Source organism: Vreelandella neptunia (genome assembly GCF_000712975.1).
GTDB classification, from domain to species: Bacteria; Pseudomonadota; Gammaproteobacteria; order Pseudomonadales; family Halomonadaceae; genus Vreelandella; species Vreelandella qaidamensis.
Genome location: NZ_JHQL01000004.1, coordinates 157,235 through 171,019, shown reverse-complemented (window position 1 = coordinate 171,019; position 13,785 = coordinate 157,235). Strand labels below are relative to the sequence as shown.

General features: G+C 53.7%; 8 protein-coding genes. 4 read left to right on the top strand and 4 right to left on the bottom strand.

Annotated elements, in window-relative coordinates; all coding sequences use genetic code 11:
- Nucleotides 1-41: 41 nt before the first annotated feature.
- On the bottom strand, nucleotides 42-3,005 hold the full coding sequence (locus tag CR46_RS0112890) for a hypothetical protein (RefSeq protein ID WP_030073537.1): 2,964 nt from the start codon (nucleotides 3,003-3,005) through the stop codon (nucleotides 42-44).
- 107 nt (nucleotides 3,006-3,112) lie between these two features.
- Between CR46_RS0112890 and CR46_RS0112885 the strand changes: the two genes are divergently transcribed.
- From CR46_RS0112885 to CR46_RS0112870, 4 genes are all read left to right on the top strand, one after another.
- Nucleotides 3,113-3,820, top strand: a complete 708-nt coding sequence (locus tag CR46_RS0112885; RefSeq protein WP_030073535.1) for a DUF3581 family protein — start codon at nucleotides 3,113-3,115, stop codon at nucleotides 3,818-3,820.
- Nucleotides 3,821-3,947: 127 nt separating this feature from the next.
- Nucleotides 3,948-4,934, top strand: a complete 987-nt coding sequence (locus CR46_RS0112880; protein ID WP_030073533.1) for a TRAP transporter substrate-binding protein — start codon at nucleotides 3,948-3,950, stop codon at nucleotides 4,932-4,934.
- Nucleotide 4,935: 1 nt separating this feature from the next.
- Nucleotides 4,936-5,493 (top strand): TRAP transporter small permease, encoded by a 558-nt coding sequence (locus CR46_RS0112875; RefSeq protein ID WP_030073530.1) that lies wholly within the window; start codon nucleotides 4,936-4,938, stop codon nucleotides 5,491-5,493.
- 33 nt (nucleotides 5,494-5,526) lie between these two features.
- A complete protein-coding gene (locus tag CR46_RS0112870; RefSeq protein WP_030073529.1) occupies nucleotides 5,527-6,792 on the top strand; it encodes a TRAP transporter large permease in 1,266 nt (421 codons plus the stop codon).
- On the opposite strand, the gene CR46_RS0112865 is transcribed toward CR46_RS0112870, so the two are convergent.
- The 3 genes from CR46_RS0112865 to CR46_RS0112855 form a co-directional block, all read right to left on the bottom strand.
- Nucleotides 6,779-7,648, bottom strand: a complete 870-nt coding sequence (locus CR46_RS0112865) for a transglutaminase family protein (RefSeq protein WP_030073524.1) — start codon at nucleotides 7,646-7,648, stop codon at nucleotides 6,779-6,781. The two genes, CR46_RS0112870 and CR46_RS0112865, sit on opposite strands and share 14 nt — an antisense overlap.
- Nucleotides 7,645-10,050: a circularly permuted type 2 ATP-grasp protein gene (locus tag CR46_RS0112860; RefSeq protein WP_030073521.1), complete on the bottom strand. Its 2,406-nt coding sequence runs from the start codon at nucleotides 10,048-10,050 to the stop codon at nucleotides 7,645-7,647. The genes CR46_RS0112865 and CR46_RS0112860 overlap by 4 nt, the downstream gene beginning before the upstream one ends.
- A gap of 64 nt (nucleotides 10,051-10,114) precedes the next feature.
- Entirely contained in the window at nucleotides 10,115-13,465 is a 3,351-nt protein-coding gene (locus CR46_RS0112855) for a transglutaminase family protein (RefSeq protein WP_030073515.1), read from the bottom strand.
- Nucleotides 13,466-13,785 lie beyond the last annotated feature (320 nt).

The following is a 13,785-nucleotide window of genomic DNA, read 5'->3' as shown; positions in this document are numbered from 1 at the left end:
TTTTTTCTTGTGTTCGTCGCTATCTTCTCTCTCATTTACTTTCAAAATGCACGTGCTTCTCGCCAGCGATCAAACCAGCGCCTTGGTTGCACTACCTTCAATGTGGGTTCGCTATCGATCAGCTCTACGCCTATTCCTAATGCGCCAAGGTGTGCATAGAGCGCACCGTTGGCGCTTTTGTCAGATAATGTGACATCTGAAAGCAGTAACAGCGGACCACCGGTAAGCGTGAGGTTATGTAGGCGTATGCGTTCGCCGTTGATCTGAAGCTGCGCGTTACCGTTAATGCCATGGACGTTTAATAGCCGCCCCAGCCAGTCACTTTGCCTGGCGCGGGCTAGGAAGAGCCGGGCCAATAGCCCGGTATCACGCATGCCAAGGCGCAGTTGGCTAGTTAAGCGAATAGGGTCACCCCACTCAAGCTGTGCTTCGTCCATGCTAAGTTGCACCCACCAGCCAGCATCTTGTGCGCCTTCCGAGCTTTGCCGAAAAACATTTTCTAGCCGCAGGAAAGAGTCATTGGCGTTGAAGCGCCGTGTTTCTAAATCACCTTCGGTAAGCCGCAGATGTAGTTCAACATCGCCCTTTAACTGCTGATCAAGTAGTGCTAGTTCGGCACCAAATGCACGTAGGGTAATATCTCCCTGAGCGGTAAGTCCATCCAGTAGCCATTCGCTGGTTAGGCTAGCTTGGCCGCCCAGCAAGGTAACTCCTGCATCTTCAGGTAGGTAACGGTTATAACGGGTGAAGTCAGGCACCTCCGTAATAGGCAGCGCGATGCGAGTAGTGAATAAATCGGGCTCTGGCGACTCCAGCACGTCACTAAAGCGGGCTGTTTCAGTTGTGAGTGCAAAGTGGCGGCCCTCCAAATGGGGGCGGTCATCGTCTTGGCGCATCAGCGCAAAGTGTGGAATGCCTAACGAAAGCCGGGCCTGCTCAGACGTGTCGAGTTGGGCCGTCAGTTCGCCGCGCCCAGTAGCGATGTAATCTAAAAATGCCACCTCAAGCTGGTTGGCATTCACCCGTAGGCGAGTGGGTGCTAATAAGCGATCATTACGAAAAGCTCCCTGAGCGAATAGTTGGCCGTTACCGGAAAGTGCCAGCCCGTGGGCGTCGGGTAAAAAGATATTTAAGAACCCCAGTCGCTGAACGCTACCTTCGAGTGAAAACTCGCCGCTGAGCGGTTTATCCCCATCACTGTTACTTCCATTGCGCTGAAAGCGGCCATCATTGAGTACTAGAATACTCTCTAATTGCTCGCTGGTAGCGTGCCTATCCGCTACTTGCCAGCGCAGACGTGAACCGCTGATATCAAGCCTTGTGCCGTCCAGAGCCGCTTGTCGAATGGCTAATCTAAGCTGCGCGTTGCTTTCCAGTACACCGTTCTGTTCCGTGTGTTGCCAGCGGGTGGCTAATTGCTCTCCTTCTAAAAGGATCTCACCCTGCGTTTGCTCGGTGGTGAAGTCGAGCCGCCCACTGCTAGTCGCTTGGCCACTGAGCAGCTGTAAGGGGGCTGGGTCGGGCAAGGCGGCTTTAAGATAGGTTTGTAACACGCTAATGTCGGGTAAGCGCGCGGATTGCCAGGTTAGGCGAGCAGTAGCGTTTCCTTGCGCCAACGTTGGGTCTAGTGGGCTACTTGCATTCAGCGTAATGGCAGCATCGGCCATCAACGTTCGCTGATGGTGGCTGAGGGTGGCGTCAGTGAAGGTGAGTGTCGCGTCTATCGCCTCTTCGTTTGACAGTTGTGCGGCCAATGAGCCGCTTCCTTGAGCCGTGAAATCAAGTAAATTAGCCGCAAGTGTTGGCGCTTGAATCGCTAACGATGCGTGATAAGGCTTGGCGTCACGTAGTGTCACGCTAGCCTCAATTTGACCGTTACCGGCAAGCCGAACTCCTTGGCCGTCAAATGTATGTGCCAGGTAGCGGTCAAGCATATCCAGGCGAGTGACGTCGCCCTTTAGTTCAAGTGAGGCGCCAGTGGGAAGGTCTAGTTGGTCTAGGCGCTGATTGGGCATACTGGTCGCTAGGCGAAGTTGCGTATTGGTGGCGTAGGGGTGGGTATCCGCCAATACGACATCGATGAGCTGGGTTGAAAAGTTAAGCTCATCGTTTTCTACCGCCAAGCGCACAGCGCCTTCACCAACGGCGGTGTGGAGCGGAGGCGGTGCTTCTGCAATCAACCAGCGCAGGTTGTCTGTTTCGCGGGGTCGCAGGCGCTGTTCGTTCACCGATAAGCGCAATTCAGGCGCATTTAAGGTTAGCACGCTGCCATGCTGTAGCTCGCCGTCGCTCAGGTTAAGCTCACCTGTTAAGTTGCCATGACCATCAAGTGTCAACCAGGGTAGCGCTTCTAAGTAGGGCATAAAGACGTCCCAGGCATCTGCTTGGGCCTCTATGGTCAGTTGAGCAGACAGGGCGCTGAGTAACTCCGCGGTGAGTTCTTCGCGGGGGATTTGCGCGGTAGTGACGCTCTCTAAGGAGGCATCTGCGCGTAACTGAATATCTTGCACCAGCGAGGCTTGGTCGCTAAGGCGTATTAGGCGACCTTGGCTGATATCCAACGATACGCTAGGGACGGCTAACGCAGCGCGGCTTAACTGGGTATCCTTCACCTGTAGTTGGCCTTGTGCCTCTAAGGCAATATCGCCGACGGTTAAGCGGCGAATGCCGTTGGCATCCAATGCCTGTATGTGCAGCTCACCGCGCAGGAGTGCCAGTAATGATAGCGAAAGTGTTGCCTGCTGGGCTTCAACGGATATTGGCAAACTGTCGTCTTCTCGTGCCAAGTAAAGATTTTCTACTTCCCAGCGTCCTGGGTGAAGGCTGTTTGCATTCGTCCAGCGCACGTCGACCCCTTCGATCTGAGAAAGTCGTTCTGGTAGCCATTGGCTATTGAGCAGCCAGGTGCTGCCACCTACCCACACCAACGTCGCCACTAATGCGCTTAATAGTAGGATGATCAGGACACGGGGTAGACGTTTTGATCTTGGGTTCTCGTTCGGCATACGGGCTTCCTTGCAGATGACTCCTGTCGGCGCGTGTTTTATGGCATTATGCGCGTCGTGGGACCGTAATGGGTTTTCGATTTCAACGCTAGGCAGGCAGCAAAGCCATGTTCAAGGATTTTTACGCGCAGCGCGGAGAGTATGTTGTGATCTCTGCTGAGCAGGCCAGCCGTTTCGCCAAGGGCGTGGCCGGCGATTACAACCCGATTCATAATCCAGATGCGCGCCGTTTTTGCGTACCTGGTGACCTGCTATTTACGCTGGTATTGGTGAAATTTGGGTTGTCGCGACAAATGGAATTTCGCTTCACCAATATGGTGGGAGCCGACACACCGCTCAAATTTAGTGAAGACGAGAACGGTCATCTACATGTCTGCGATGATGGTGGTAAATGCTACCTTCAGGTAACTCGTGGTGGAGAAGTGACTCACGATGAAGCGGCTATTGAGGCCTTTGCTCGCTGCTATGTGGCATTTTCGGGTAAAAACTTTCCCCACTATTTAAAACCTTTGATGGAGCAGCATGGGGTAATGTTTAATCCTAAGCGCCCCTTGGTTATTTACGACAGCATGGGCTTTTCCCTAGAGCGTTTAGACGGTTTTTCGCCGAACTTAGCGCTAACAAGCTCCTCGCTAGAAGTGCAGGGTAAGCGCGCCGATGCCTTGCTTGAGTTTTCGATTGAGTCTGCTGGAGAAGCGGTTGGGGTGGGCTCTAAGAAATTAGTGGTTAGTGGCTTGTGTGATTACGACGCGACTGAAATGGCAGCAATTGTTGATGAGTTTTACCGCTTAAAAGCGGCTTACGAAGCAGCGTAAGTAGCGTCGTTGCGTTAGCGTAATGGCGGGTGCCATTAACGCTAACGCTAATGTATTCTCAAAGTCTATCAATTAAAAAAACACGCGAAGCGCTATGGGCGCTTCCGCTGGATACAAGAGGCTTTGCATGAATCGCATCAAAACGCTTACGCTTGCCTGCGCAACAGCCACGCTCGCCGTTTCAGCCATGAGTGCTCAAGCGCGGGATTTTCGTCTCGGTCTTATCACGCCTGCACAGCATCTTTGGTCCACCGAGGCGGAAGCCTTTGCCCAAACGCTTAACGAGCGCTCTGATGGCGAGCATAGCGTTAGCGTTTTTCCAGCCCAGCAGCTTGGCAATGAAGCGCAGATGGTTCAGCAGCTTCAAACTGGCGCATTAGATATGGCTTTTTTAACAATTGCCGAAATTTCAAATCGTATTCCTGATTTTGGTGCGCTTTATGCGCCTTATCTAGTGGATGACGTTAACCATGCGGCACAGCTGTTACGTTCTGACGCGGCTGGAGAACTACTCGAATTAATGCCGCAAGAAGTCGGCTTAATTGGCGTTGGTTACGGCATGGTGGGTATGCGCCAAGTGCTCAGCCGTGATCCTATTGAAAGCGCCGACGATCTGCAGGGGCAGCGTTTACGTATTACCCCATTTGAGCCAATCCGTGATTTCTATACGGCCACTGGTGCTGCCCCTGCGCCCATGCCGCTATTAGAAGTATATGATGCGCTGGCTAACGGCCAGGTCGATGCTATTGATATGGATTTCGACTCTATTTTGATTTTGAAATTCTACGAGCAGGCGGAAAATCTGCTGATTTCTAATCATATGATGTTCCCTATGGTGGGCGTGGTGTCTGGTCGAGTGTGGCGCGAGCTGTCGGAAGATGATCGTGAGCTGATTGATACCGCAATGGCGGAGCATCTTGAAAACGTGTTGGTAGGCTTTGAAGAGATGGATGCCGCTCAGGAAGAGGAAATCCGTGCTTTAGATATCAACATTGTTGAAGCGGATGCTGAGTTCTTCTCTGACGCCATTGCACAGTGGGAAAGCATCTGGGCGCCGAAAGCGCCTATGTTAGAAACGTTACGTGCTGAAGCTGAACGGCTGCGCGACGAGTAAGATGCTGCAACGTTTTTCTTCAAGGCTTGCCCGTTGCGAAGAGATAGCCGCCGCTGCTTTAGCAGCGGCAGTTACCTGCTTAATTCTCACCAATATTGCATTTCGTGCGCTGGGTAGTCCGCTTTATTGGATTAGTGAGTTGGCAATTTATTCCATGATTTGGATGACTTTTTTAATTGCCGGCGCGGTATTTAAACGCCGCCAAGGGATAGCGGTAACACTGTTGAGCGATCTACTGCCGCAAACGGGGCGAAAACTAATTGGTCTTTGGGTAGATGCCATTGTGCTGCTATTTGCACTGCTGCTCGTGTGGCTGTGCTGGCGTTGGTATCAGCCTCTTGAACTTGCGCAAGCAGGGTTCGACACCCGTGCGTTCCAGGGGCACACTTTTAATTTTATTTACGCTGAAAACACTTCCACTCTTGGCGTTAAAAAGTTCTGGGCGTGGTTGATTGTGCCGTGGTTTGCACTGTCTCTTAGTCTGCATGGCTGGGCAAATCTTATCCAGTCACTCAACCAGTGGCGCACCCCGACTCAAGAACCTACTGCCAAAACGTGACGCTAATCCTGCTTATCATGTGACGGTACGTTTATGACGATTGCTGTGTTTTTGCTGCTGTTGCTCGGTGCCGTGCCGATTGCGCTGGTATTGGCACTGACCGCGATGTGGTATATCCAAGCATCAGGTAATACGGTGCTATTTGATTCCTATCCGCAGCAGCTGTTTAGTGCCATTGAAAGCTATGGATTGCTGGCGATCCCGCTATTTATGCTGGCGGGCGAGTTAATGAATGAAGGTGGTTTAACCCGTCGTTTAATCGCGCTGGCGCGTATTTTAGTGGGCGGTTTTCGTGGCGGTCTTGCCTACATTAATTTAGTGGCCAATATGATGATGGCCGCGATTATTGGTTCGGCGGCGTCGCAAATTGCCATTATGTCCCGTGCGATGGTGCCGGCAATGGAGCAGGAAGGTTACGACAAATCTTATAGCGCAGCGATTACCGCAGCCGGTGGTTTACTGTCGCCGATTATTCCACCTTCCATGCTGTTTGTGTTGTTTGGTGTTATGGCCCAAGTCCCCATTGCAGAGATGTTTATTGCTGGATTACTGCCAGGGCTACTTTTAGGGGCAAGCTTTTTTATCGTGATTGCGTTGATAGGCTTGGTAGAGCAATACCCTAAAGGCCAATGGCCTAGCCGTCGTCAGGCGCTTCATGACTTGCTTTGGGGGCTGCCTGCACTGCTCATACCCGTGATCATTATTGGCGGTATTTTATGGGGGATTGCCACGCCCACTGAGTCAGCGGCGTTAGCTTCGCTGGCGGCGCTATTAATGGGACGCTTTGTATACGGTGACCTGCGTTTAAGTCAGCTACCTCAGGTACTGACTCGCACAGCGATCAACGCGGGCTTGGTGATAATGCTAATTGCTGCCGCGGGTGTGTTTGGTTGGGTGGTGATTTATGAGCGATTGCCGCAAATGGCCGCAGCGTGGATTGCGGCGTTTACCAGCGACCCCTTTGTATTTTTACTGTTGGTGATTGGCGCGCTGCTGTTGGTGGGAATGGTAATTGACGGTATTGCGGCACTGATCTTGGTCGTGCCGATTTTAATGCCCATTGCTCAAAGCCAGTTCGCGATTAGCCCCTATCAATTTGGTGTGGTGGTGTGTTTAACCTTGGTAATGGGCTTATTAACGCCTCCGGTGGGGGCGGGACTGTTTATTGCCTCTTCGATGACCGGCGCACCGCCGCTCAAAATATTTCGCGCACTGCTGCCATTTTTGTTGGCAACCTTAGTGACTCTAGTGCTTCTTGCCTGGGTGCCTTGGTTAACCAATGGGCTTATTCAGCGCTAATTGGCATCACATCCACTTCCACCTCTAGCTTATGGTCGCCGCCGCCATTCATTACCCCTTTTAATGGTGCAACATCCGCGTAGTCACGTCCCCAGGCCAGCACTGGGTGCTGTTCGCCAGCAAGGGTACCGTTGGTGGGGTCGAGTGCTAGCCAGCCCCAATCGGGAATCCAGGTCGCAAGCCATGCGTGAGATGCGTCTGCCCCCACCAGCCTTGGCTGTCCGGGCGGCGGCTGGGTTTCTAGATAGCCGCTGACATAGCGTGCGGCCAAGCCTATCGAGCGCAGCGCTCCAATCGCTAGGTGAGCAAAGTCTTGGCATACCCCACGACGGTTAGCCAGCACATCACTAAGCGGAGTAGCAAGCGTGGTGAAGCTGGGGTCATACTCGAAGGTATCGTAGATCAGTTGATTGAGCGCCAAGGCGCTCTCTACCAGCGGACGCCCGGGCGTAAAGCAGCTGCGAGCAAAAGCGGCTAAGTCCTCGTTACGGCGAATAAACGGCGAGTCCAGGCGATACAGCTGCATATCAAAGCGGCAATCGCTGTTGAGCTGTTCGGCGACACTCTCCCAGCCAGGAGACGTCGTGGGCAGTGGGGGCAGCGGCTGGGTATTCAGCTGGGTGACCACCGTGACGTCTAACGTCTGGTGAATATCCTCCATGGCAAAATAAAGTACGCGATTACCGAATACGTCGCGTCGTTCTGCTTGAACCTGCGGCAGTGGGCTAATGGTTAGCTCGGATGCGCCGCACTCTTGGTGCAGCGTTTTGCGCGGCAACACCCGTGCCTCACTATGACATAGTGTGACGGGTGCGCTGTAATGATAGCGCGTGGTGTGCCGCAGGGTGTACTTCATGCATCAGGCTCCATGCTAACTAATTGGCGCGGCCGCTCGACATGGCTGAAATGGCTGTGGCTGATAGCATCGGAAAGTGCTGTTAGCGGTTCAATCAGTTCATCAAGCAACTGCTCTAGCGCTTCTTGCGCTTCGGGGGTGTCGGTAAGGTGGCTAAGGCGATCAATATCGGCCAAATGCAGAGCGGCGTTGGCCTGAATTAACAGGCGCCGCTCCGCGTTACGATAGGGTGAAGAGCTACCAGGCAGGCGGTTCATTTGCCGCTCAAGGCGTTTGAGCATGTAGCCCACGGAGCGCGGGTTAGTTTCATCAAAGAGCAGTAGGTCTAAAATCGCTTCTGGATGTAGCTCGCTGCGATAGCGCCTGCGATACGCAGTAAAGTTGTCGGTGGTGGCCAGCACTACTTCCCAGAGCGCAAGGCCGGGAGAGTGAGGAGCATTAAGGGTCAGCTTGAGCAGCGACAGCAGGCCTAAGACGCGGTCTAAAAAGCGCCCAATATCCATAAACCGCCAGCCGTAGTGGTGGGGCATGGTTTCGTTGCATAAGCCAAAAAAAGCGGCTATTTGAGCAGAAAGCCCTTCACAGGCACGTCGTGCGGCACTGGCACCCAGGCTTGAGTTAAAACCGCTGACGCGTTGGCGAAGCTGGTTAATCACCCGCCAAGAGTCATCGCCTAGGTGGTCACGTACGCTACGGGCGTTACGCAGTAGCTGATCAAACAGGGCATGTAAGGCCTGGGTGTCTGTGGTGTCAAATTGGGCTAGCAGGGCTGCGCGTTTCTGCACAAAGCCGACCAGCGGCGGTTTGCTGTTTTCGCTATCTTCGTTAAGCGTAGTGATTTCCAGGGCGATCAACAGTTCATCAAGTAACTGGTCGGCGATTTCATCTTGATCAACTTCCAGCAAGCGCATCAGCGCTTCACGTAGCAAGCGTGCCCGTGCATCCAGGCGTTCGCCGTAGCGTCCTAACCAAAACAGACTTTCGGCCACGCGACTGGGTAAGTCTGTGCCATCCCGGGTGGCGACTACTGGGCCGCGGGCCTGGCGAAGTTGGCTGACATGAGGCTGGGGCGTGCTGGCCGTTACCCACACATCTTTCACAACAGGACTATTCAACGATGGCGAACCCGGCGTACCTACCCAGGCTAAACCACCCGGCATAACGTGGTAGTCGCTTGGCTGCTGGCCTGAACTGGCGATACTTCCCGGCGAGCGAGTAATAAAACAGCGCAGGTTCATGGTGGTAGGCGATAAACGCTGCATCTGATGGTCAAATATGGGTGCCGTGGCCGGTCGCGTGGCGGCATTGGCGTTCGGCAGTAGCAGTTTTTCGCCTAGCAAATGCTCGCAGAGGGCAGGCAGGTAATCGGCAAGCTCGGGTGATTCCAAAATGCCTACGCCTAACGCATTGGACATCGCTACCCCTCCGGCACGAGCAGCTTGAAGTAAACCGGGCACGCCTAACTGAGAGTCACCGCGCAGCTCAAGTGGGTCGCAGTAGGCGTCATCACAATGGCGCAGCACCACATCCACCGGTTGCAAACCGCCTAGAGTGCGAAGCCATAGCTGTGAATCTCTAACGATTAAGTCCTGCCCCTCGGCAAGGTCAATATTGAGATAGTTAGCCAGGTAGGCGTGCTCAAAATAGCGTGGGCTGCCCGGTCCAGGTGTCAGTAGTACAACGTTTGGGTTGTCACGGTGCTGGTAGGCAAGGGCAATAAGCGTGCGGTGGTAATTATCGAGAAAGCCCGCTAATCGTTTAAGTGGCGCATTGCGGTACATGTCAGGCAGTGCCCGCGCCATCAATATGCGGTTTTCAAGGGTGAAACCGGTACCGGAAGGAGCCTGTAAGCGGTCGCCAATCACGCGCCACTGACCTTCGGCATCCTGAATCACATCAACGCCGTGAAAGTTGATGGCTGGACGGTCACTTGGCTGCGAGCCGTGACACGGTAGTAGCAAATGCGGCGAAGCAAGCAGCGCCTGGGTAGGGAGTAGGCCGGTATCAAACAGGCGGCGTGCTCCGTAGATATCGTCAAAGAGAGCATTGAGTAAGCGAGTGCGTTGACGCAAGCCTACTTCAAGCGCTTGCCAGTCGGTGTGGTTAATCACCCAGGGCAGCGGGTCCAGCCGCCAGGAGCGCTTGGCCTCATCATGCATGTTGAAGATAACGCCATTTTCAGCCAACAGTCGCTGGATTTCTTCACGCTGCTGAAGGCGGCCATCGGTCCCGAGTGCTTCAAGCGCCCTAAGAAGGGTTTCCCAACCTGGCCGCAGCTGACCATAACGGTCAACCATGGCATCAAAGACGCCTGGCTGTCCCTCGCAAAGTTGGTTGAAGTAGTCCTCCACAAGCCCGGCTGTGCCGGGCTCGAGAAGAGTGGGAGAGACTGGGGCCGTCATTTTCCTTGTCGTCCTAAGCGAATAGGCTGCGAATTATCCTGCAGCTTGTGTCAATAGGAAAGCATTAGCTTGGCCTCCAGCGAAGATCTAGCGTGTTGGGCAATTCTTGGCTAGGTGTTTCAGCGCTAGGCGACTGGTAACCATGGCGGTGGCCATCATCACTGAACCGACCTAGACGACGGGCTTCCGCTTCAAATGCATTCACGGGGAATGTTTCAAAGCTGCGGCCGGTGGGGTGTGTCACATGGTAGGTGCAGCCTGCAACGGAACGTTGATTCCAGGTATCTAATACATCAAATACCAGTGGGGCATGAATAGGGATTTGCGGATGTAGCGCCGAGGGTGGCTGCCAGGCGCGGTAGCGGACACCGGCAACCGCTTCACCGTTACGGCCAGTGGGAGATAGTGGTACCAGACGGCCATTGCAGGTCACCTTATAGCGGCTGCCGCTCATACCGCTGACTTTAATTTCCAAACGCTCCACAGAGGAGTCGACGTAGCGGGAGGTGCCGCCAGCAGAGGTCTCTTCACCGAGCACATGCCAGGGCTCGATAGCTTGGCGCAGCTCAATATCCAGCATTGGGGTATGCAGTCGTCCGTGAACAGGGAAGCGGAATTCAAGAAAAGGTGCAAACCATTCACGCTTAAAATCAAAGCCATGATGACCCAGGTCACTCAGTACATCGCCTAAGTCTTCCCACAAATAGTGGGGTAGCATCCAACGATCTTGTAGAGCGCTTCCCCATCGAACAGGCTTCGCACGGTAGGGCGCTTTCCAGCAGCGGGCGACAAGCGCGCGAATCAGCAGCATCTGCATTAAGCTCATGCGAGCGTGGGGTGGCATCTCAAAACCGCGCAGTTCTAAAAGCCCTAAACGACCGCTGTCACTATCTGGCGAGTAAAGTTTATCAATGCAGAATTCAGCACGATGAGTGTTGCCGGTTAAGTCGGTGAGCAGGTGGCGCAGCAAGCGATCCACTAGCCAAGGCTGAACAACGTCTCCTTCAGGCATTTGTTGTAATGCAATTTCCAGCTCGTAAAGCGCCTCATGGCGAGCCTCATCGACACGTGGAGCCTGGCTAGTAGGGCCAATAAACAGGCCTGAAAAGAGGTACGAAAGGCTTGGGTGGTGCTGCCAATAAGTGACCAGGCTTGCTAATAAATCAGGACGGCGCAGGAAGGGGGAATCATCGGGCGTAATACCGCCAAGAGTGACATGGTTGCCGCCACCGGTGCCCGTATGACGGCCATCGAGCATAAACTTTTCGGTGCACAAGCGTGCTAGCCGGGCTTCCTCATAGAGTCGCTCGGTTTGAGCGACCAGGGTTTTCCAGCTAGCCGCTGGCATGATGTTAACTTCGATAACACCGGGGTCGGGGGTGATCATAAAGTTTTCAAGACGCGGATCACGGGGCGGCGAGTAGCCCTCGATCATCACTGGACAGCTAAGCGTTCGTGCGCACTCTTCAATACTGCTGAGGAGGTCCAAGTAGTGTTCTAGCCGGGTGAGCGGCGGCAAAAAGATATGCAGACGACCGTCACGGGGCTCTATGCACAGACTGGTATGAATCACTTTATGATCGCGGTCATTCTCGGGAAGGGGCTGCTGCTGAACGGCTTCCCCTTCGGGATGGCTCAGGCTGGGGTGGAGGCTTTGACCATGGCGCTCGACGCTACTCAAACGGTGTTGTTCGGCGTGTCGTCTGGCGACTTCGCCGTGAATGTCGCCAATTTCCGGTCGTGGCGCGAACAGTGACTCAGGCTGGGGCTGCTCTTCAGGATCGGCCCAGGGCAGCGCAGAAAGCGGCAGCCGCAGGCCCATAGGTGAGTCGCCAGGCACCAAAAATAAATGATCGCGTTTGAGTGGCCAGCGCCCACTTTCCCAGCGATGGGATTGGGAAACTGAATGACGCAGTGGCAAGGCATAACCAACGACTGCCGCTAAATCTTGCTCAAGTAGCCGTGCCAGACGGCGGCGTTCGGCATCATCTTTTAAATCGGCTTTGCGCGGATCGATACTGACCGGGAGCGTCTGCTCTTTCCAAAGATAGTAGTAGGCGTCTTCGAAAGCGGGTATCCAATAATGTGGGGCTATGCCTAGACGTTCGCTAAGCGCCTGGGTAAACCGCTGTGTCATGGCATCATCAACCGCTACTTTTGGGGCGCCCTCCATGCAGGCAAGCCATTTGGCGTCACGCCAAAGCGGTACGCCATCTTTACGCCAGTAACATGCTAGCGCCCAGCGGGGCAGCGGCTCGCCGGGGTACCATTTACCCTGCTGCTGTTGAATGACGCTGCCAGGAGCATAAGCTTCCTGCAAACGGCTCAGCAGCACTTCGGCGCGTTCACGTTTATGGTCACCAAGCGCCTCAATGTTCCACTGTGGGCTTTCCATGTCATCAACGGAAACAAACGTAGGTTCGCCGCCCATGGTCAGGCGGACGTCTTGCTTATTAAGCTCCTTATCAACCTGGTCGCCCAGCTGCAAAATTTCCTGCCACTGCTGCTCACTGTAGGGCTTAGTGACGCGTGGGTCTTCGTGGATACGCTCGATGCGCATTTCCACACTAAACTCTACCTCGCATTTATCAGAAAAACCGGTAATCGCGGCGGCACTACCGGTTGTCGGCGTGGCTGCAAGGGGAATATGGCCTTCTCCAGCAAAGAGGCCTGACGTTGGGTCTAAGCCAACCCAGCCCGCGCCGGGTAGAAAAACTTCTGTCCAGGCGTGCAGGTCGGTGAAGTCGACCTCTGTGCCGCTTGGGCCATCAAGTGCTTTGACATCAGGCGCTAGCTGAATCAAATAACCCGATACAAAGCGGGCGGCAAGCCCCAAGTGCCGCAGAATCTGAACCAGAAGCCAGGCACTGTCGCGACAGGAGCCGCTGGCCAGGGTCAATGTCTCTTCGCAGCTCTGAACGCCCGGCTCCATACGCACCAGATAGCTGATGTCGTTCTGAAGGCGCTGATTAAGGGCCACTAAAAAATCAACGCTGACAGTGGGCTCCCTGGGAACTTCTTCAAGCCACGCCATCAGCTTTGGGCCTGCCTCAGTAACTTCAAGATAAGGCCCCAGTTCTTTGCTGAGTTCTTCTGGATAGGCAAACGGGATTTTTTGTGCGATGTCGTCGAGGAAAAAATCAAACGGGTTGATAACGGTCATTGGGGCGATAAGTTCGACCGCAATGGTTAGTTCTTTGCGAGGCTCTGGAAACACAATGCGGGCATTAAAGTTACCAAAGGGGTCTTGCTGCCAGTTTAGATAGTGATCATTACCAGAAATATTCAGCGAATAGGCATCGATATGGGTTCGGCAATGAGGTGCTGGGCGCAAACGAACAACATGGGGTGACAACTTCACCGGACGGTCAAAGTGATAAGTAGTTCGGTGATACAAGGCAACACGAATGGTCATAAGCCACCCTCTGGGTTAAGTCTATATCAACCGATTCGTCATTAAGACGCCTCGATAAAAAGAGCTAAGTTACGGCAGTATCGTTGTAGTTAGGTTTTTTTGCAGCTGCAAAATTAACTAAGCCGTTTAAGAAGTGTGAAAAACATAAAATGCACCATTAGAGTTAGTGGTGCGCACTATTTTGGTGCTTTTGTTTGTGGCTTTAAGTGAGCGCTCAGCTATTCACTAAAAGTAACGGTTCAGTAGAGGGGGCATTAGAGAGATTAGCAGCGTGTTATAAGCAGCGTGTTATTAGCAGTGTTGTTATAAGCAGCATTGTT

Bases quoted from the DNA above. Each gene is read 5' to 3' on its own strand.
- CR46_RS0112855 (WP_030073515.1), bottom strand. From the start codon at position 13,465: ATGACCATTCGTGTTGCCTTGTATCACCGAACTACTTATCACTTTGAC.
- CR46_RS0112890 (WP_030073537.1), bottom strand. From the start codon at position 3,005: ATGCCGAACGAGAACCCAAGATCAAAACGTCTACCCCGTGTCCTGATC.
- CR46_RS0112870 (WP_030073529.1), top strand. From the start codon at position 5,527: ATGACGATTGCTGTGTTTTTGCTGCTGTTGCTCGGTGCCGTGCCGATT.
- CR46_RS0112880 (WP_030073533.1), top strand. From the start codon at position 3,948: ATGAATCGCATCAAAACGCTTACGCTTGCCTGCGCAACAGCCACGCTC.
- CR46_RS0112865 (WP_030073524.1), bottom strand. From the start codon at position 7,648: ATGAAGTACACCCTGCGGCACACCACGCGCTATCATTACAGCGCACCC.
- CR46_RS0112860 (WP_030073521.1), bottom strand. From the start codon at position 10,050: ATGACGGCCCCAGTCTCTCCCACTCTTCTCGAGCCCGGCACAGCCGGG.
- CR46_RS0112885 (WP_030073535.1), top strand. From the start codon at position 3,113: ATGTTCAAGGATTTTTACGCGCAGCGCGGAGAGTATGTTGTGATCTCT.
- CR46_RS0112875 (WP_030073530.1), top strand. From the start codon at position 4,936: ATGCTGCAACGTTTTTCTTCAAGGCTTGCCCGTTGCGAAGAGATAGCC.